Origin of the sequence: Curtobacterium sp. PhB191, from assembly GCF_004346515.1 — a bacterium.
Taxonomy (GTDB): domain Bacteria; phylum Actinomycetota; class Actinomycetes; order Actinomycetales; family Microbacteriaceae; genus Curtobacterium.
In genome coordinates this window covers 1-19,629 of the sequence record NZ_SMBV01000007.1, presented here as the reverse complement: position 1 = coordinate 19,629, position 19,629 = coordinate 1, and the positions used below count along the sequence as shown (strand labels likewise).

19 protein-coding genes and 1 pseudogene are annotated in these 19,629 nt (G+C 62.4%); 10 read left to right on the top strand and 10 right to left on the bottom strand.

All coding sequences use genetic code 11. The annotated features are described in order from the left end of the window. The first annotated feature begins 323 nt into the window (after positions 1-323). Complete coding sequence (locus EDF48_RS12235; RefSeq protein ID WP_165932384.1) at positions 324-665, top strand: SdpI family protein; 342 nt, start codon at positions 324-326, stop codon at positions 663-665. Between the two features lie 129 nt (positions 666-794). Beyond that, entirely contained in the window at positions 795-1,220 is a 426-nt protein-coding gene (locus EDF48_RS12230) for a hypothetical protein (RefSeq protein WP_131880285.1), read from the top strand. 86 nt (positions 1,221-1,306) lie between these two features. Here the strand turns inward: EDF48_RS12230 and EDF48_RS12225 are convergent, their stop codons facing one another. The 3 genes from EDF48_RS12225 to EDF48_RS12215 form a co-directional block, all read right to left on the bottom strand. Further along, positions 1,307-1,699, bottom strand: a complete 393-nt coding sequence (locus tag EDF48_RS12225) for an ArdC family protein (protein WP_131880283.1) — start codon at positions 1,697-1,699, stop codon at positions 1,307-1,309. 82 nt (positions 1,700-1,781) lie between these two features. After that, a complete protein-coding gene (locus EDF48_RS12220) occupies positions 1,782-1,988 on the bottom strand; it encodes a hypothetical protein (RefSeq protein WP_131880281.1) in 207 nt (68 codons plus the stop codon). A gap of 493 nt (positions 1,989-2,481) precedes the next feature. After that, on the bottom strand, positions 2,482-2,766 hold the full coding sequence (locus EDF48_RS12215) for a hypothetical protein (protein ID WP_131880279.1): 285 nt from the start codon (positions 2,764-2,766) through the stop codon (positions 2,482-2,484). 1,011 nt (positions 2,767-3,777) lie between these two features. Between EDF48_RS12215 and EDF48_RS12210 the strand changes: the two genes are divergently transcribed. The 4 genes and pseudogenes from EDF48_RS12210 to EDF48_RS12195 all read left to right on the top strand — a co-directional run bounded on the left by EDF48_RS12210 (position 3,778) and on the right by EDF48_RS12195 (position 9,260). Continuing rightward, a complete protein-coding gene (locus tag EDF48_RS12210) occupies positions 3,778-6,270 on the top strand; it encodes a LuxR C-terminal-related transcriptional regulator (RefSeq protein WP_165932383.1) in 2,493 nt (830 codons plus the stop codon). Between the two features lie 246 nt (positions 6,271-6,516). After that, positions 6,517-8,172 carry a hypothetical protein gene (locus EDF48_RS19455; RefSeq protein ID WP_131880275.1) on the top strand — a complete coding sequence of 552 codons (1,656 nt, stop codon included), beginning with the start codon at positions 6,517-6,519 and terminating at the stop codon, positions 8,170-8,172. A 116-nt stretch (positions 8,173-8,288) separates the two neighbouring features. Further along, positions 8,289-8,861: pseudogene (locus EDF48_RS12200) on the top strand (recombinase family protein). 48 nt (positions 8,862-8,909) lie between these two features. Beyond that, positions 8,910-9,260 (top strand): MarR family transcriptional regulator, encoded by a 351-nt coding sequence (locus EDF48_RS12195; protein ID WP_131880272.1) that lies wholly within the window; start codon positions 8,910-8,912, stop codon positions 9,258-9,260. An 848-nt stretch (positions 9,261-10,108) separates the two neighbouring features. Here EDF48_RS12195 and EDF48_RS12190 read toward each other — a convergent pair. The 4 genes from EDF48_RS12190 to EDF48_RS12175 form a co-directional block, all read right to left on the bottom strand. After that, a complete protein-coding gene (locus EDF48_RS12190; RefSeq protein WP_131880270.1) occupies positions 10,109-10,354 on the bottom strand; it encodes a hypothetical protein in 246 nt (81 codons plus the stop codon). 11 nt (positions 10,355-10,365) lie between these two features. Then, on the bottom strand, positions 10,366-11,217 hold the full coding sequence (locus EDF48_RS12185; RefSeq protein WP_165932382.1) for a DUF2599 domain-containing protein: 852 nt from the start codon (positions 11,215-11,217) through the stop codon (positions 10,366-10,368). 266 nt (positions 11,218-11,483) lie between these two features. After that, a complete protein-coding gene (locus tag EDF48_RS12180) occupies positions 11,484-12,140 on the bottom strand; it encodes a hypothetical protein (RefSeq protein WP_131880266.1) in 657 nt (218 codons plus the stop codon). Between the two features lie 1,273 nt (positions 12,141-13,413). Continuing rightward, on the bottom strand, positions 13,414-13,641 hold the full coding sequence (locus tag EDF48_RS12175) for a hypothetical protein (RefSeq protein WP_131880264.1): 228 nt from the start codon (positions 13,639-13,641) through the stop codon (positions 13,414-13,416). Positions 13,642-13,962: 321 nt separating this feature from the next. Here EDF48_RS12175 and EDF48_RS12170 point away from each other — a divergent pair, with 321 nt between their 5' ends. Next, on the top strand, positions 13,963-15,024 hold the full coding sequence (locus EDF48_RS12170) for an HD domain-containing protein (protein WP_131880262.1): 1,062 nt from the start codon (positions 13,963-13,965) through the stop codon (positions 15,022-15,024). Positions 15,025-15,051: 27 nt separating this feature from the next. Here the strand turns inward: EDF48_RS12170 and EDF48_RS12165 are convergent, their stop codons facing one another. Continuing rightward, positions 15,052-16,293, bottom strand: a complete 1,242-nt coding sequence (locus tag EDF48_RS12165) for an FAD-dependent monooxygenase (RefSeq protein ID WP_131880260.1) — start codon at positions 16,291-16,293, stop codon at positions 15,052-15,054. Positions 16,294-16,485: 192 nt separating this feature from the next. Here EDF48_RS12165 and EDF48_RS12160 point away from each other — a divergent pair, with 192 nt between their 5' ends. After that, on the top strand, positions 16,486-16,935 hold the full coding sequence (locus EDF48_RS12160; protein WP_165918893.1) for a TetR/AcrR family transcriptional regulator C-terminal ligand-binding domain-containing protein: 450 nt from the start codon (positions 16,486-16,488) through the stop codon (positions 16,933-16,935). Between the two features lie 185 nt (positions 16,936-17,120). Here EDF48_RS12160 and EDF48_RS12155 read toward each other — a convergent pair whose 3' ends face one another. Then, a complete protein-coding gene (locus EDF48_RS12155; RefSeq protein ID WP_131880256.1) occupies positions 17,121-17,324 on the bottom strand; it encodes a hypothetical protein in 204 nt (67 codons plus the stop codon). A 73-nt stretch (positions 17,325-17,397) separates the two neighbouring features. Here EDF48_RS12155 and EDF48_RS12150 point away from each other — a divergent pair, with 73 nt between their 5' ends. Both EDF48_RS12150 and EDF48_RS12145 read left to right on the top strand, forming a co-directional pair. Then, positions 17,398-17,850, top strand: coding sequence for an NUDIX domain-containing protein (locus EDF48_RS12150; protein WP_131880254.1), 453 nt, complete (start codon positions 17,398-17,400; stop codon positions 17,848-17,850). Positions 17,851-17,929: 79 nt separating this feature from the next. Further along, the gene (locus EDF48_RS12145; RefSeq protein WP_131880252.1) at positions 17,930-18,484 is read left to right on the top strand and encodes a GNAT family N-acetyltransferase; all 555 of its coding nucleotides are present in this window, start codon (positions 17,930-17,932) and stop codon (positions 18,482-18,484) included. An 84-nt stretch (positions 18,485-18,568) separates the two neighbouring features. Here EDF48_RS12145 and EDF48_RS12140 read toward each other — a convergent pair whose 3' ends face one another. After that, positions 18,569-19,105, bottom strand: coding sequence for a TlpA disulfide reductase family protein (locus EDF48_RS12140; RefSeq protein ID WP_243692523.1), 537 nt, complete (start codon positions 19,103-19,105; stop codon positions 18,569-18,571). Between the last annotated feature and the right edge of the window lie 524 nt (positions 19,106-19,629).

Genomic DNA, 19,629 nt, shown 5'->3' with positions numbered 1-19,629 from the left:
CGCCCACGGAGCCGAACGGCGAACCATGACACGGGACCGACGAAGGGGACGAACAGGACGACGAGAGCCCAGGCAAGGAACCGCAATCCCGTCAGTGACGCTGCTCTGATCAGCGACGCGAGAGCCGCTAGGGCAAGCAACAGCCCGACGATGCAAACGCTCATCGCGGCACCATCCAGCACTGTCGGAACGAGAGGGTTCACGCCCGGTCCTCCATCAGAGTCAATATTTCGTCCGCTCCCCTCCTCAGCGATGACGCCGGAGCTCCCGAAACATTGCCGTTCATACGTCAGCACACTAGCGTCGAACTCATGGATGGAGCAATGGTGTTCGCGTTCGCTCTCGAGGTCGGTGCCGCGGTACTCGTGACCTGGCTGACATGGAGAGCCGCGAAGGGTTCGCTGGCTCGGAACGATCTCGCCGGCATCCGAACCCGGATCACCATGTCCAGCGATGCGGCCTGGCGGATCGGGCATCGCGCGGCACTGCGTCCCACGATCATCAGCGGGACGATCACCGCGGCGTGGTGCCTGACCAGCATCGGCCTTGCTCCGCTCCGCCATCCGGTCTCGGTCCTCGTGGCCGCAGGAATGCTCGTCGCCGGCGCACTCCTGCCGATTCCGGTGGCGCATCGTGCCATCCGTCGCGCCTCCCTCGAGGACTGACTGCGAAGTCGTCTCTTCCGGGTCTGCGGGGCACACGCCGGACAGGAGGCACGGTGCCAGCTGGCACCGTGCCTCCTGTCCAAACACGCGTTGCCGCGAAGCGTCAGGCGCACGGCGTTGACTACGCCCATGATCTCCAAGAGCCTCATCCATCAGGTCGAGAGCGCGACGGTCCGGGATCGCGACGGCGCGACGGTCGGCAAGGTGACGCAAGTGTTCCCCTCCGACGAGGACGGAAGCGCGGCGTACGTCAGCGTCGCGACGGGAATGCTCGGGAGACACCAGGCGCTCGTCCCGGTCGAAGACGCCACCTTCGACGGTACGGATCTGCACGTCGGGTACACAAAGGACGCAATCAAGGGCGCGCCGTCCCTCGGGCCCGGACACACCTTGTCCCTCGCTGAGGCGAACGCCGTCCGAAAACACTTCGGACTGTCTGTCGCTGGGGCGGCGACCGGGGACATGGGCGACCCGCACGAGAACCTCGACCAAGCCGGAACAGGGCCGGCAGGCGCGGACGACACCGAGGGCGCAGGGACGACGCCGGCGGCCTGACTGTGCCCGGGGGGCGGCATTCGCTGAGATCACACCTGCGAGCGCCCCGTGCCAAAAGAAGTGTTCGGCGAGCGTGCGCCGGCGTCTCAACAGACGATGGGGAACCGGGCGACGCGCTTTTCTACCTCGTCGCCGTTCTCGTCCTCCTCGGTCACCTTCTTGGCGCTGTAACCGACGATCCGTACGGCCTTCTCACCCTTGCGGACCTGGCGGCCGAGGCCCTGCCACTTGCGGAACCCGGCGACGCGCGACGCGTCGGGGCGCTGACCGAGGATCAACAACACGTTGCCCAGGCTGTAGGCGTGAAACGCGGATGCGAACGCGAGGAACGCCGTCCAGCGGTCCGAGTCGCGCAAGCTCTCAACCTGCGTCGCGATCGACTCGTGGAGGGCGGCGGCCTGCGCCTTCTTCTCCTCGATGCTCTTGCGGGGCGCGGCGGCCTTCTTGGCGGAGCGGCGGGTCTTGGTCGTGGTGGTCATGGTCTGTGCCTCCGGGGCTGGTGTCGGTGATGATGGGAGGCGCGGGAGGGGGCGATTACGGTTCGTCCCCTCCCGCGCTGGGTCACTCCGCGGGGGGCGTGTAGGTCACGGTGTCCACGAAGGTCACGTAGGCCTCCCCCTCGATCACGACCGCCGACGCGAGGACGTACCCGCTCTCGGCTGCTCGTGCGAGTTCCGTTGCCCGCGCGTTGAGAACTGCCCCGCGCGTCTCGGCGGCGTTGTCAGCCTTGGGGACCACGTACCGCAGGACCTCGATCTGGTTTCGCATGTGCTCTTCCTCTCCCTCTCATTTTTTGCCGTGAAGGCGACTTGTCGCCGCCAGGACGAGCGGGTGGTGTGCAACCCGAAGGGCAGCGGGGGAGAGAATTTCGGTGCGAAATAAGCGAAGCGCGCGCCGAAAATCTCGGAGGAGACGGCGGCTTGCCGCTTGAACAGCGCCCGATCGTCCGTATGCTGCCGAAGGCTTCACGGCAAAGAAACGGGCCCCGGAACGGGGCCTAACAGCGCCGGCTTGCCGGCTCCCTTGGCCGCTTGCGGCTCCCGGCCTCCGACCGCAAGCTCTGGACGCTTCCTTGCGCACACGACCAGGCTCGAGAACTGCCGGCGGGCACAGAGAAGCCCCCGGGCGGTTCGGGGGGAGAACCAGCGCCGGGGACTGTCAACGTCAACCGAGGAGTCTCGATCGACGGTCCCTGTCGACTCGGGGGAAGCCGACTCCTTCACGGTACGCCGGGGGTCTGACGCCGCCGACACGAGCCAGCTCAGGCCGCGTCGATCGCGGCCGGCGTCGCCCGGTGCCGGACGGCGGCGCGCCACACCCACGCCTGGAACGGCCGGCCCTCGTCGAGCCACCGGACGCACACGGCGTCCGGTGTCGACGACACCGCCACGGCGTCGACGCGGGACTGGGTACCGTCGAGTGCCGGCACCCACGCACGCACTGGACGGAGGCCGCTGCCCTCGATCGGGGCTCCGATCGCCTCGGGCGAGAGCGAGTACCGCGCCTCTTCGGGCGCGGTGTACCTGTCCCGTCGACGATCACCCACGCTCGGAGCGTAAAAGCGGTCGCCGACACCGGACGCGCGAATGGGCTGTTTCCTAGCGGCGGCCGCACTGCGCCTGTTCGATGGCGTCAGCCTCAGCCCAAAGCGCAGAAACGTGTTGCGGTCCGGGTGGGAGCTGCGTAACTCACGGTCGTAGTCCCGCACGAGGGCGCGTCAAAGGGCCGCCAGCTCGTCGACGGTGAGCCTTTGCAGGGCCTCGCAGTCGGCAACGTTCACGACGGGAGCTGTAGGCCTTCGGCCTACACGGACTAGATGCTCGTTGCGCGGCCTGTGGATGCGTCTGCTCGTCTACAGGCCGCGCGCGACGAGTACCCCCCGCCCATTGGTGTTCAACTCATGAGCTGGTGGATGAAGCGGCGAAGCCGAGCCGCCGAGCTCCTGCGTCACGCCAACACGGGCGAGGCACCGCCCGAAAGTGAGCCGAACCTAGGTCTTCTCACTGATCCGACAACACAACACCTCAAGTAGCTCGTGTCGCTTCGATCATTGGGACTTGCCGATACGGGCCGCCACCCCGACGCACGGGGTGGCGGCCGACGAGCGACGGATGACCCGAACACCCATCGCTGCACCAGGCGAACCAACAACCCAACAGCTGTTCCTCGCCCGCAACTATGGTGCTACCAATGGGTCAGATCGATTCTGCTGCACTAGCACATGGAGTAGTTAGCCACCGACATTAGGTGTTAAGCACCCAAAGACGAGAATGCCCTGAGTAGACTTCTGAGTGATACAATCGAGCCCCCTCAACTGAATACGCATTTGACAACAAAGAAGGTCGTGCACCTGCACATCCTCCAACTCCCCATCCCAACCCCACAACGACGTGAATGATTCAGATATGCCTCATTGCATCTCTATCCGGACCAACGTACTACCACACTCTAGTTCATTCCATCATTTCACTCAAAACCAGATTGAACTCCGATGCCCTATCAGTTAGATGACGCCACAGACTCCGTACGGCGGTGGCTACGGATTGGCATCAACGTAATGATCAACGGCGACCGCGGTTCCGGAAAATCGACAGTGATGAAACAACTAATTCACCTTCTAGAGCGGCAGTTTCCAGTCATACATTTGCAAGGACGGCTAACAGAAGAAAAGAGGCCATTACTTCCATTCCTCAGTCACGACTTGATCACTAGTGCGGAAACGAACGGAAAAGCCATTGATTTGGGCCGTATCGAAGCAACTTTCACGCAAGCACTGCGCCAAGCGCGGTCATTCATTTTAGTCGACGATCTGGACAAAATGGAGGAATCAAGCCTGTCGACACTCAGTCGCATAATCGACAAGAGTGGTGCCATCGTCATAGCAAGCGTCACTGATACCGCGGCGAGCGATAAACTGGCCGACTTTATCGCTCAGCGCGTTTTTGCTGAGGTGGGCATACAGCCTTTGGGCTATGCCGGTCTTGGCCATATATTAACGGAGCACCTCGGCGGACCTCCTGATGCCTCGCTACTGGCACACTTGGTGCAGGAATCTGGCGGCAACCCACGCATCGCTATCGCCCAGGCGGATTCCGCCCGTTGGGCGGGCGCCATTGCGCAGGATGGACAATTTTGGGTTGCGCAGACCACTAATCAAAATATTCCTCTCCACGCCGTGGCGCACTCGCTCATGTCTGGCCTTTCCCAAAAGGAACGTGCCGTCCTCGAACTGATCGCTTGGTCGGGTCCACTAAGATTAGCGGAACTTGAACTTCTGACTACCACAGACACGATAACGAGCCTTGTGCGGGCGAGAAGACTAAACATTTATGACAACGAGCAGACGTTGATCAACATCAGTCCTCCAGCTCTAGCGGAGGCGCTGCGGCAAAAACTTGACCCGTACACCAAAATCCGATTGAAGCAGCAGCTGCATTCAGTAGTCCTTCGAAACGAGATGCATGAACCTGCAATTGACAACAACTCAGTTCAGGAGTCAATTCGACTCGATGACACAGACTCTAATCTGACAGATACCGTCGGAACAATGTTAGATCGCGCAGATATTCGAGAGCGGCTTGCTTGGCGTAGATGGGAGGAGCGTGCAGATATTTTGAATGCGATAGCACTTTTAGAGGCCTCGATCGGGCATCAACCGACTCGTGATATTTCCATAGTCTTCAGCAAAACAGATCATGCCCTGGAGACTCGACCGCAATCGCAGGCACGCTTCCACGTGCTACAGGCCCAGTACCTGGCGAGCCAGGGTCAGCGCGAGCAGGCGCTTAATCTCCTAAGATCAGCAATGGAAGGCAACATCGCTTGGACCAAATTCCTGCACATCTTCAGCAACAGCCTCGAGGATAGCACTTCTGATCCGCTTCGACTTGAAGACCTACAGATTGCCGCGTCGCAGCTAGGGCCGTCTGAGAAAGCCTGGGCGGCAATGGAGCATGCACGCGATCTCCTTGTGCGCGCACGTGGTTCCGACGCTATCCAAATCTGCGCTGAGCACCAAGCGCACGAACTTAATCCTCAGGTAGAGTTTGCACTGCAGGCCACACACAGTGACGCCCTCCTTGTGGTCGGGGACTTGGGCGCCCTCATCGACTTTTCGCGGCAACGCCTACAGCAAGCGGTAGAGAAACAAAACATTTCGGCGATCCGGATTCATGCGCTAGGACTAGCGGAAGGTTTGTTCTTCCAGGGCGACACGCATGGCGCGTGGCAAACTATTAGTTATGCGCTTCGATTTGGCCCCCCCGGACCGTTTGACTTCAGCCGCTACTCCCGGATGCTCGCTCTCGCCGTAGAGTTGTGTAGCCGTTTAGGTGATAGTGATCTGACGCGAGTTCTTATGCGCGAGCTCGATCAATACCAGTATCCACTTGACTCCCCGTTTGGCAACGCTCGAGAGTGGGTGGAGTCGGCCACTATGCTTCGATTGAGCAGGGACGAAGAGGTCGCAAGAGCGCTTTGGCAACGCGGCTTGCAGGCGTACAGCGCTGGCCATTTGGCGTCAGCAGCACTTGCGTGGGCAAGCATCATAGCTGTGCTTGATAAAGATCAGCTCACTCTTCTGGAGGACCTGATTGACAAAATTCCAGCAAACCTTTTGTCGCCTGTGCTCGGACTACACGCGGCGCAAGCTGGCAATGATCCGAAGCAATTGTTGCTTGCAATGACGAAAGTTCGCTTGCACCCCTTCCGTCGCAATGTCGCGTTCGCCTTGAAGCGCCTCCAGGTCTTGCGCGCCAAGAAGGGGCTGCCTCCAGCAACGTCAGCCGAGTTGGTTGACCTTCTCATATCTGACGATTCTGCGCGGCCGACAACGGCTGCTATCAATTACTCACATGCAAGAGAACAATTGTTGACCGATCGCGAACGAGAAGTTGTTTCACTCGCGCGAGCAAGCAAAACGAATAAAGAAATTTCTAGTCTTTTGTCGGTTAGCGTTCGGACTGTCGAGAATCACCTGTATCGCGCACTGCGCAAGCTAAATTTGCGTAGCCGAGCCCAACTGATCACGGAGTGGCAGCAACAGGATTGATCCTGAGTAGCGATACCCAGATCGCGACCTCGGTCTGAGTAACTGTCACCGACTCTTACTCCAAAGAGAGCCTAGACCACGCACTTTGGTACTCTGATACGCCATTTGCTGCGCCAACTAGAGCACCAGGTTCTAGTCTGGCTGCGGCACTGCGGGTCGGTAGGCTCCGAATTAAAGTATCGAACTCGAAAACCACTTCAATGTCGAGGGCAGTGCGATCACGTCGCTTCGACATTAGAATTGATTATGCATTTCTTTCAGAAATTTGTTTGGTTAGCCGTTTTCGTTGGTGGGGCCACGCTCGTTGCCACGCCCGCAGTAGCTGTTGAAGGTCCCGATATTCTCAAGATAGAACAAACCGGCGGGCGAATTTATCCGTACGCCGGCCTCGGAGGGACCACCTCCGTGCGGGTTACCTCCCCCGCAAAAGCGGCCTCCAATGACGTGTTCGTTCATTACACGCCTCTCAACGATGATTCGGGTATGACTCCCGATGGAGAGTCGACGTGCGCACAGCCTGGTGGCCCGGGAAGCACGGTTGACTGCGGTCCATACAAGCTGGAAGCTAATAAGTCAGTCTTGCTGAATTTTAGGTACATGTTGCCCGCCGACTACCTGCTGCGTCATGGGCAAAAACCTTTCGACATGCATCTCACCGCGTCTTCCGCGGCCCTCGACTACACATCCAAGGCAACTATCGCAACCACCAAGGGCGTGATGTCGGCAGTCTCAATTCAAACAGGCCTGCGCATCGAAGAACCCGGTTCACCCGCACCCAGTCGGCCATCGGTTTCTCCGGCGGGAGATTACGACATCTTCTCTCCTGGCCGGAAAGATTTGCAGCTTATCACCGCCTATGGCGGGTATAGCGATATCCGCAACATCCAAATTAAACTGCTACTCCCGGAACATGTTCACACCCTGACCCTTCCGGAAACCTGCGAACGAATTGGTTCGATAATTACATGTACTCGACCCCTCACGAAAGCGGCTACTTTCTCGGTTATTTCTCTGCCAATTGAAGTAGACAATTCACTCTCCCCCGGCACGCACATTCCCCTGTCTCTTCCAACAGCATCCGTGAGCAGCCCTAATGAACCCAAGGGCGAAGTGAATAGTTGGGATGGCATTGCAAAGGGCGGGCCGTACGCTCTGGTTGTAAACCCGTCGGTAGATGTCTGGCTCGGCTCTGATTCTTCTGTTTCAACAGTGGAAGGACGGGATGTTCAGTTCGAACTTCAGGTTGGTAATGCCGATAACTTCACAGCAGCTGATGAGGTCTCCGCAATGTTCTCCCTGTCGGGGGCGACAGCGAGCAACACTCGAGTAGATCTCGAAGGTTGCACAGTGGTAGATAGCGCGCATATCGCATGCGACATTGGACCCCTGGGGCCAGGTGAGTCTCTTCGCGGTACGGTAACGACGTTCGTGCCGACGGGCACGGCTGGTAATCGGCTCGTACTCGAAGGGCAATCTAAGTCAGGAGCAGTTGAACGCGATGGCTCGAATAACGCCTCCCTCTCGGTAGTTCGCATCGAGGCCGAACCAGCAGAACCGACCGAACCGACCGAACCGACCGAACCAGCAGAACCGACCGAACCGACCGAACCAGCAGAACCGACCGAACCGGCCGAGCCAGCAGAACCGACCGAACCGGCCGAACCAGCAGGGCCCGCCGGTAGTACATCACCTGTGCTTATCCCGGATACTGGTTCGTCAGCACCGAGGGACGGGATCCGGGTCCAGCGGGCTGCGTCGCCAGATGAACTGGCGTTCACGGGTGCATCATTGGACGTGGTTGTTGTTGGCTCCCTGATGCTGCTGCTTGGCGGAGTGTCCGCTTGGTTCATGGGTCGCAAACTTGGCAAGGAGGACGTCCAGGAGAATCAGGAACCGATGTAAAGATTGGCAGCGCTGGGCTGGCTTCTCGAGCGAACCCAGCGCTGCAAATCGAGCGCTGGTTCGAGCCGTCACTGGTTGCGGACGCTGGAATAACCGAAGAAACCAATCAGCAGTCGGTGGTCTACAGGACACCACGATGCTTAGTGCGAGGCCACGCCTCCGCAACACCTGCGACCAGGGCAGCGCTGACCGAGGCACTGGCACACCTCCGCCGCGGAAACACGCTCGTGGTTACCGGACTGGACCGGCTCGGCCGCTCGGTAAAGAACCTGTAGCAGATAGCCGACGAGCTCCACGAGCACGGTGTCGGTCTCTGTGCGCTGTCGCAGGGCATCAATACCACCAGACCGGGCGGACGGTTGTTCTTCCACATGCTCGCCGCAATCGCCGAGTTCGAGCACGACCTCATCGTCGAACGCACTCACTACGGCCTCGCGGCCGCCCGCGCCCGCGGACGCTCCGGCGGAGCGAAGTTCAAGATGACTCCAAACAAAAATCCGGGAAGCCCGCGCGATGTACGACGCCGACGGCCACACCGTCCAGGGAATCGCCGACACATTCAATGTCTCCCGCCCCATCATCTACCAACACCTGCAACCCGCCGGCACGGAGCGGGGCTAGCGGATGCTGCTCACCGAGATCCTCACCGGTTCCGCCGCCGCGACCGAGGCCGATCATCCCGTCCTTGACGCGCTCAGCCGGTACCACCAAGCACGCCGCACCACGATGAGCCGCGTATGCACCACCGTCGGCATCGACCCGACCGGCGCCGCCGCGCTGCACGAGATCATCCTCGCCGAACAGCAAAACGCCCCCCCCTTATCCCCAGCCAGCTCGCGCGGACCCTCGCGATCACCACAGCGGCAACCACCGCGCTCATCGATCGGCTCATCAAGGCCGACCTCATCGCCCGCGCCCCGCATCCCACCGACCGCCGCAAAACCCTCTTATATGCCAATTCAAACGCGCTCCCCGAACTGCAGCCGGCCAAAACAGCGATCACACAGACCGCGCAATCTCTCCACGACCACGACGCCGCCCTCATCACCACGTTCCTCAACAACCTCAGCGCCGTGCTCGAGCACTAAGTACACGACGGCTTGGTGGTCAGTGAAGTCGGCTGAGTTGAGTTCGTTACCGAGGCGTTTCCACTGTCGGTCGAGGATGAACAGGACTGCTGCGGCGTCGCATATGCCCTCTAGGCACGGTGCCCCGCCGTTGACCATCGTCTTGAGACTGAAGGCCCGACGCAGCCGGACCTCGCCTGAGTGAGCAAGCGTCCCGATAGCGTTCTAACCAAGACCACAGCAGCAGTTAAGGGACGGTCTTGATTCGCACGTACTCGCGACGCGCCAGCATCCTTCTCGCCGCAACCGGAGTGATAGCAGCTTGCGCCATCTCGCAAGGGCAGCTTCCGCTTCGATCCTGCAAGTCCCAGGTGATACCACACCAAGCGAGGTGGCTTCCGCCCCCCCTCATCGCAGACGACGCCGTTCTGAGCGGTGCTGTGAAGGGGGCACACGACGGCCCCTGGAACAGCGGCGGACCCTCGCAGATCAGCGCCGCGCTCCGCGCCTTCTTCACGCCCTGAATTGGACGCAACATTGTCTCAATAGCCGATCGGCTACCGGACATGGGGTCCTGGTCATCGCCTAGCCCTCGGAGTGGTTTTGTTCTGTGTCCTCAATTGTTTCCGCGGCCCATAACCGGTAAGCGCGGTCGATGCGCTTGACTCCGTTCAGGGAAGGCAAGTCGGGCGGTCTTTCACCGGCGGCCATCGATAGGCTGCTCCGCCCCGTGGCCACAGGCCACGGGTGTCGTGGGGCTCCGGCTCGCCCGGTCGCACACGCCACCGAAGCCCGGCTCAACATCGTTCACCGGTACAGCAGAACGGCACCACGTACGTGACGTGGGGCCGTTCCGCTGGTGTGCTTGGTTAGTGTGCTGAGGTGACGTGTCGACGCTCGGCTCGCTGCACGAGTGCGGTGAGGCCGAAGCCGATCCCCGTTGCGAGGGCGCCGAACGCGGCAATCGCGAGGATGACCGTAAAGGCTCCCGCGCCGGCGTCAGTCCCCGTACGGTCAGCCAGCTCGAACAGAGCGTTCGCTTGGATTGCACAGCCGATCAGGACCGGAATCGAGACGACGAGTAGCACCAGTGCGACGGTGGCGTTCTTCTTCATAGGGGCCTCCTTTATGGGTTGCAAAGCGCTGCCACGGTCTTCGTGTAGCCGACGTCAGGACGCCACGAGTCGAGGTTCCACGGCACCTTGAACTTACCCGCGTTGGCCCAGTGGCACACGAGTTGATCACGGTACTTGCGGCCCTCGTACGTCGCTGAGACGAGCGTCTTGTAGTCGTTGTAGATCGAGTCACCTGAACCGCGACCCACCGGCGGCATGCCCGGCCCTGGGTACACCCGGACGATGGTGCCCTTGCTGCTGGCCTTCTTGTCGATGACGACCTTCTTGAAGTACTTCGAGGACGTCGGATCGGCAACGACCGGGTACGTCGCGTTGGCGTGTTCAACGACCTGCGTCAGCACGTTGCCGTGAACCTCGTAGCGAGTCGAGACCTTAGTGCCGGCAGCATCGACCGCCCACGGGGCGAGGAAGTGCGTGATCACGTCGCCCGCGGTGTCCGCGACCGTCACTGACCCGTCATCTTCCACCGTCAGCACTGCAGGAGCGCCGTCGACAGCGACCGGGTACGAATAGTTGGTGGGTGCGGAAGTGCCGTCGATCGTCGTACCGATGACGACCGAACCGTCGTCGCGGGTCGAGGAGACGGTGGCGGAGCCGTTCTCGTTGTCGTAGGAGACAGCGTTCAACCCGGCGTGCTGCTGCGCCGGCGCACCAGTGGTCGGGATTCCGATCGAGTACTCCCGCTCCGTGTCGCCGACCTGCGTTCGGACCGCGATCGCCTCGCTGGTCGTCGTCGGGTAGGTGACGTCCGTACCGGCAGCGCTGGTATCAAAGCCGTCACCTGCCTTGCTCAACTCCGATGCGTTCGCGAGCAGCTGCGGTGCAACCTGGTCGGCTACCACGGCAGCACTGTCAGCTTCCGCGTTCGCCGGAGTTGCGATGAGGACAGACCCGAGTGCTGCGACCGTCAAGGCGGCCGCCGCGAAGGACTGTTGAGAACGTCGCATATGGCGTTCCTTTCGTAAGCGCGTGGCTACCCCTCGCAGCCATCAACGCGCACGATCTGTCTACCCCGATTCGACGTTGCGCCGCGTCATCCCTCTGGATGACCTGACAGCGGGTGAGCCGTTCAAGACAGAGAGCGAAGAGGTGTCCGGTAGCCGATCGGCTATCGGTCGGCGGTGAACGGCGACCAGGCGAGCGACGGGAAGGCCGCTCGTAGTTGACTGATCGACGCGTCCGAGTCTGACGCATAGGGGAACGGCTCGTAGCTAGCAAACCCTGCGTCGACCATGTCGTGTTGCGACAGCCGCACCGCTGACTCATCGAATGGACCGGCCGTGAAGATCACGTCTTCGCTACCGACCCGCCGAAACAATGCGACGACTCGCTCGAATGTCACGGAGTAGAGCCGCTTGTGCCGGTCGCGGTCTGACACGACCCAGATCATCGCCGGCCCAGCGTCCGACGCGGGGTAGAAGTCGAACACGAATGAATGGATGAAGATCGTGACTAGCTCTCTCACCGCCAACTGAGTTTGCTGCTTCGAGGCCATGTCATAGTGCTCCCAAAAGGACCACCTGTCGTAGATCTTGGGCACCCGTCCAGTGAGCGGGTGCACGCCGCGAGAAACACGCTCCGCGGGCAGGTTCGAGGACGTCTTCGCTGCTTCGATCAGACGCCGGATCGCGAACATCCCGTTCAACAAGTCGCGCTCGACAAGGAACGACGTTCGTTCGATCCATCGGGTCGAGTGCGCACGCTTCTCGAGTTCCGTCGCGGCCTTCCAGAGATGCTCACGCCACGGCACAGAGTCCGAAATCATGCGCGTAGTCTCTCAGACGGCCGGTGCCGTGGAGTCCCTCGAGGCGTATCCAATAGCCGATCGGCTACCGGTCCGGTCTCGGTGCCCCAAATTGGTCTATCGGCTTGGAGGCCCGGCTGTTCTCCGTTCGATTGGTCAACTTTGCTGAGGATGCTGTCGGAGCTGTTGCTGCAGCTCATCGGTGAACGTCGCGTCGTCGGCCTACCCCCAGCCGTCCCGCCGATAGTCCCGGAAGTCGACGTGTGCGGTGCGGGTGAACGCGAACGCGGCGAGCAGTCCTGCGAGGACCCCGGTGAAGGTTGCGCCGATTGTTGCGAGTCCGATCGTCCCAACGGTGCCCGCGGAGATTCCGGCAAGGCTCCAGTACCCTCGGACCGTGTGGTCGCCTGCGCGATCTGATGCGCAGTGTCCGAGACCGCGGCGACTTCGGTCGGGGAGCATCTGGGCCGAGTCGCGCGACCGGCTACCGGCTCCTACTTGCGTCCCTGTCCAGAATGCGGCATTGTTGCCACAATCAATGACCACGCTGAACGACATCCAGCGCAGTCGCTGGAAGAGGGGGTATCTGCCGTGCGTGCATCTCTTAAATTCTTTGGTGCTATTACTCTAAGTGGGGCAATTCTCTCGGGGGTGCTCATCGCTGGCCCGGCTCAGGCTACTGGGGCGTCGAATATTCCCAGCACATCCGAGACGCCGACGGGCAAACACTGCTGGTTTGAAGTCGACACAGAACGGGCGCTTTGTGCCGAGACACCAGACGCCCTGGCGCTCAGGATGTACAACGAGTACGGAGTGACGCTTGACCAGCGACCGGGTGAGAACCTACCCGAGGAGGTAATCAAGCCGAGCGCGAAGGTGAAGCAGCTAGTTCGGGCTGGGCAAGCGGCAAGGGCTGCCAGCCCTGATGCGACCCAGCGGGCGGCATCCTCTTCCTACTTGTTGGTTAAGGCCTTCGAAGACGAGGGGTATAAGGGGTATTCGCGAACATGGTCGGTCAGTTTGCAATCAGCGCCCTGCCAGGTGCAGGGGAACTATGCTTACGGTCAGTACGCGTATATGTACAACTACAGCTTCAACGATCGGATGGCGTCGTATCAGCTAGCTCCCGGGTGCCGGTTAAAAGTTTACCAGGACGCCAACTTCCGTGGCACCATGCGAGGCCCATACGGCAATTCCCGTAGCCTCGGAATCCTCTATCGCGAGGTCTCTTCGATGAGCGTCGTAAAGTAGGGAGGCAAGTGAGTAGGCGGGCCCCTGATTTTATGGGGCCCGCCTACTCATGCGTGTCTCGCTGAGCTTGTCGGACCTCATCTTCTGTGAAGCCCTCCCGCAAGAGCACCTCGCGAATGTGATCATCGAGCCGTCGGCTCTGAGCGTCACGTCCTTTAGTGGACACGCGACGAAGCTTCACAGCCACCACGATCGCCACCACGACAACCGCGCCGAACAGCAAAACGGCTACTCCTTGCAGTGCTGGGAGAAGGGCGTGCATGATGATCATGCTAGCTCAGCCGAGGCGAGTGGTGGCCGGCGTGCTGGCGCGTTCGCGTCGCCTATCGGCCACAGGAACCGTCGATAGCGGGGTGCCACTGCTGTCTGCTGCCGAACCGTGGACCTCCGCCGACAACTGCGACGTGGAGCCGCAGCGCGACGAGCGCCCGACCGTCGACTACGCCCGAACTATCTGATGAGGGCCGGGAGGGCTACCGATCGCGGCCCTCCCGGCTTAATGAATCTCGCCCGACGGCCTCTCGAAAGCCGATCGTCTATCGGACGCAACCCGTCACGTGTGCGTAGCCGGAGCGGATCGGGCCCAGTCTGAGTGAGCTTGCTGGAAATCGCTGTTCGTTCCGATACCGTCGACGGGGACGGCAGAGAGGCCATTGTGCACGGGGACGCGATCGACACGTTGGGGAACGACGGGGTGTTCTTTGACCCGCTGTGGCGGATCGAAGTGAGCCTGACAGAAACGGAGCAGCGTCTCCTCCGCACCTGGCCGGTGCGGCGTCTGGCCTTCATCGCACATGCGGGAGCCGCCTCGATCACAACGGTTCAGACCTACTCTCGCCTCGAGCACTCGCTCGGCGTGCTTGCCCTCGTGGCCCACTTCGCGTCCGAGGATCACCCTTCGCGGATCGCAGCGTTGTTGCACGATGTCGGCCATCTGCCGTTCAGTCACACACTCGAGGGCCTCGCGGGTCTCGACCACCACCGCCTCACCCGACAGCGGATCACTGCGATCTTCGCCGCAGATGTGACACTCGATAGCGATGCTGAAACGATCATCGCACTCGATGACGGGAGCCTCCCCTCGGCGCTCACGGCAGTGCACGGTGGACTGAAGCTGGACCACCTCGACTCCTTCTTGCGTAGCGGGCAGGCGCACGGGCGCACGCGGTCCGCACCGCAAGAGCTGCTGCGTCGGCTGCGTTTGCGCGACGGGGCCGTTGATGCTGATCCGGTCGATGCGGTGGAACTCACGGACCTCGCGATCGGCGAAGCCCACGCGCAGAGAAGCGCAGCAAACCTCGTCCCCGTCGCCGTCGTGCGTGGCTTGGTAAGTCGTCTCCTCGGCACGGGAGCCCTCGAACCGACCGTCCTGGCCGGCATGACTGACGACGAACTGTGGTCACTTCTGCTCTCCGCCGATGAGACCCGTGTCGACGCAGCGTCGTTGCGACGTCATCCTCAGCATTGGTACCTCCGTCGTCACCGGGACAACAGTCACGGCGCGCCCTTCTCGCACGTGGTTCGGCGGAGCTACCTCGATCTCCCCATGAGTGACGGTCAACCTACTTTCGATCCCCGCGTCGACGCCTTGCAGCAGGACCTTCCGATGCGGGTGAGCGTTCAGAGAACCAAGGGCCAGGCCCCCGTCGCGTAGGCCCGACCGCGACCGGCAACGGATCCTCTACCGCGCGTCGGGTGTGGGCGAAGATGCGGCGTTCTCAGCGGATGCGGGATCGTGGCCGCGGCTGCCTGCCACGAACCCGACGACGCTCAGGAGGGCGCGTGCCTGGAGCATGCGCATCGCGACGGCGTTCACCCGGATACCCCATTGCCGTTTCGGAGCGACCATGGGGACACGGCCCGGAAGCAGTTTCTGCGCTGCGGCGGCCCTGGGTCGCATGGCACCTTCGAACGTCTGCAGCGCCGCGGCCATCCGCGCTCCGGACGCATCTCCGTGCACGCCGTGCTGGCGCAGTGCGTGGGCGAGTTCTGCTGCACCGCGGAGACCGAGTGCGGTCCCGAGGCCGCTGAGTGGGCTGGCGCTCCACGCGGCATCACCGATGAGGACCACGCGTCCGTCGGACCAGGTGTCGGGTAGGAGGATCTGGTCGTACGTGTCGAGTGCGAAGTCCGGCGCGGTTCGTGCTGCTCGGAGGAACTCGGCAGCACGCCACCCGGTGCCGGCGAACACGTTGCCGAGGAGAGTGAGCTGCTCATCCCGATCGCGAGGCACGGTGGACGCCGCGAACGTCATCCCGACCTCTTGTTGACCGTCATGGCCGGGCCGAGCGGTCAGGCCGCGACGACCCGGCTCGTTGTAGGACAGCGCCCAACCATCCAGCAGAGGCGTCTCGGGTTGCTCATCAAGGGTGAACCAGGCGTGCGCCAGACCGAGGGGCTTCCGGTAGCGGGACTCGGGGCCGAAGCGGAGTGCTCGCGTTCGGGAGTGCGTTCCATCCGCGCCGACGACGAGATCGAACGATCCCGAGCGCCCGGAACGAAAGCGCACATCGATCCCCTCGACCGCGTCCGTGAGGGCGTCGACCGTGTCCGCGAACCGGTGCACGACACCGGCCGCGCGCGCCTCGTCATGCAGGAGACGTGCGAGGTCGGCCCGCAAGAGTTCCTCGCGTGAGATGAACCCGCGACCCCCGAACGCCTCGACCGGCATCTCGGCCATCCGACTGCCGTCAGCGCGGATCCAGGCAATGCCGCGCTGCGGGATCAGGTGCTCGATTGCGGCGCCGATGATCCCGAGGTCGACGAGGACCTGCCGGGAGTCGCCGCGCAGGTCGACGGTCTGTCCGCCGGTCCGGAGCGCGGGCGCGATCTCCACCACGGTGACCTCCCATCCGTCGCGGGCGAGACAAAGTGCGAGGGTGTCGCCGGCGATGCCAGCTCCGACGATGAGCGCGGTGGTCATTGTGCTCCGTTCTTGCAACTTACGTTGCGTTAGTAGCTTGGAGCATACCTAACGCAGCTGGCTGTGCAATAGGGTGGAGTTATGCCAGAAGTTGCCGGTTCTCGTCGCCCTGGTGGGCGCACTGCTCGCACGCGCGAAGCCGTACTCGCCGCGGTCCGGGCGACGCTTGCGGATCCTGAAGCAGAACTGACGGTGCCCGCAGTCGCGAACCGCGCCGGGGTGCACGCCACCACGGTGTACCGCCGGTGGCAGACAATCGAGTCACTCTTGCTCGACGTCATGGTCAGCGACGTCCGGCAGGCTTCCCCGGTCCCGGCGACCGGCGACCTCCGCGCCGACCTCACGGGGTACATCGGCCGACTCCTCACAAGCCTCCGCGGGCCGCACGCGCTCGGGTTGCTGCGGGCACTCCTCGCCGCATCGCAGGCAGCGCCGGACCTCGAGGCGGTCAGCGAGCTCGTGAAGCCTCGAATCGACGACTTCCAGGCGATGCTCGACGCCGCTGACGTCACCACGATCGACGGCCTGGGCTGCATCGAACTCGTGATCGCACCGGCGTACCTCTGGGCCCAACTCGGCGCCCCACTCGACCCAGCCAAAGACACGGAACGCCTCGTGAACACCGTGCTCCGAACCGTCTAGGGTCGACTCCGCTGCTACCGGCTACTTCCCCCGGCGGCAAACCGACTTCGATGACCCCGCACGCTCCATTGAGGTGAGCGCTGCTGTCGTCCGATAGGAATCGAGGCGTGACTCCCTCTCGATAGCGAGCAGAGGAAGGGGCGCCTGTGAAGTTCTGCGGGTCGCCGCGCCCGCTGACCGATCGCCTATCGGTCGCGGTTCGTTCCGCGAAGAGCGGATCGCCACAGTCTGAAGCCGGTGTAGATCAAGAGGGCGCCGAAGATGATGTTCAGAACCGCGAGCAGGACGTCGAGGTCTGGACGACTCAAGCGCACGATGGACGTCACGATGAAGATGAGCCCGAACACGATCGCACCTGTGCCCAGTACCTTCGCGCTTACGGTGTCCATTCGCTGAAGCTACTGCTTCCGAGCGCCCGGCGAGCGATCCTTCTGCGGGAAGGGCGCACGGTAGCTTCGGAGCATGCCGGTCTCTCATTACGTCCGATCGCTGCGCGAGCGGATCGGGAGCAGCTACCTCCTACTCCCGGGCGTGACAGCGGTCATCCGAGACGACGATCGCTTCCTCCTCGCGCGGCAGCGCGACTCCGGACGATGGAGCCTGATCGGGGGCGGCATCGAGCCCGGCGAGGACCCGCCCGCGGCGTTGCTGCGCGAAGTGCGAGAAGAACTCGGTGTGGGCAGCGACGTCATTCGGATCATCGGGGCTTACGGTGGCACCACCCTCGACAACGTCTACCCCAACGGCGACCAAGTTGGGTACGTGACGGTCGCGTATCTCTGCTCACTGCGCACGTCGTCGTTCCTCCTCGACGAGGACGAAGTGCTCGAAACCCGGTGGGCGACTCTCGCCGAGATCACCGAACTCGATCATCACGAGTGGATCGAGCAGGTGCTGACCGACGCCGCCCGGTAGCGGATCGTCATCCAGCACACGGCCCTGACCGTGTCCTGGATGACGATCGGCTATCGGGCACGCTCCTAAGCTCGATGACATGACCGTCGTCAGCGTTTCGAACTCCGTGGAGAACTTTCCCGACCGAGAGGAAGTTCGCTTGCTGTACCAGACCGCGGCAGAGCAACCTCCGCTCTGCGAGCCTCCATCGAGCGCTGAACTGTTCGCAACGGTCTATGAAGCCTCGATCAAGAGTGAGCGCGTGATCGCGGGGGTTGCTCGTGACAACGGCCGACTCGTCGCGTTCTGCTACGGGCACCCGTGGCGGTGGGAGGAACAGCAGTATCCCTGGGCGGATGAGCTTCGGGAGACGCTTGCCTCCGAGGCATCAGAACTTGACGACTCGTACTCGCTGAATCTCCTTGCCCGAACGCCGGGTGAGCAGTACCGCGGGCTCGGACGGAGGGTGCTCGGTGAGTGGCTACGAGCGATCGACGACACCGCGTGCTGGTTGCAGACCTCTGATGTCGACAGTCCAGCTCTCCAGCTCTATGTCGCTCTTGGGTTCACAGCGATCGGTCACGGACCCCCCGCTCCAAACGGGGCGCCCGGCCTCGTGCTGCTCAGACCGGCCACCAGGTCTGCGTCGCGGTAGACGATCCCTCCGCGGGACGCAGCCACGCCGTCCGCGCTCGGCGCGCTGACCGGCTCGCTACTCAGAGGCTTGGGCGTTCCGTCGTCACTTGCTGGCTTCGTCGATCAGCGTCGTCAACACACTGCGGTTGATTGGTCCGAGGATGCGGGCGCTCACTCGGCCCTCCTCGTCGAGAACGATGGTCGCCGGCGTCGAGTTGGGTGCGTTCATACCGGAGAACGCGAGCTGCACGGCCGCGTCCTGATCGACGGCGTTGCTGTACGACACGTCGTGCTCCTTCACGAAAGCACGCGCGGTCGCTGCCGAGTCCCGGACATCGACGCCGAGGAAGGTCGCCTGCGCGTGCCGATCATCGCTGACGGCTTGGAGATCCTTCGCTTCGATCCGGCAGGGCGCGCACGACGCGTACCAGAAGTTGAGGACGAGCGCCTTGCCGCGGTACTCGTCGGCGCGGATGACCTTGCCGTCGAGGTCGTGCGTTTCGAAAGTGACCGGAGCACCACGATCGTCTGCGGCGTACTCCGTGACAGCGCCGTCGCCCGAGATGTAGTTGTTCGTGTCACCGTCCCGGTACTGCTCGGCGAGTCCGTCGTTGCCGGTCGTACAGCCCGTGAGCGTCACGGCGACGCCGACCAACAGCGCAACACCCCAGACTCGAAGCACCCTCATGATGCCAGGGTACGCAACCTTGCGGGCAGAAGCGTGCCGCCCTCCCTCACCTCACGACGGGCCAAGGCCATCACGCAGCGAGCAGACGGAGAGGCTGTCGGACACTAGGCACCCGGGGCATGGGCCGTTGTGCGGTCGGGCAGCGTCCTTCGTTATGACCGTGATCTTCAATCTGACCGGAGTGTGTGACTCGGGCGTTCCGTCAACGATCCGGACAGTGGTGACTTCTCCGTGCCCGAGACCAATGGCGGGCAACAGCACAGCGTTTCGACACTGTCCGACCGCCGACCGTCGACCGCACCACGGCAACATCATCGGGTGGATCGTCCGCGTCCAAAGCTGATATGTACCTCGTCCGCGGCAACGCTGCCGTCCGGAAGTCGATGGGTCACCGGGCACCCTTGAGCACGCGCAAGGGCCTAAGTGCTCCGCCATCAAGGTTCCCGGCGGTCAGGTGCCCGTTGACGGGGATCTTG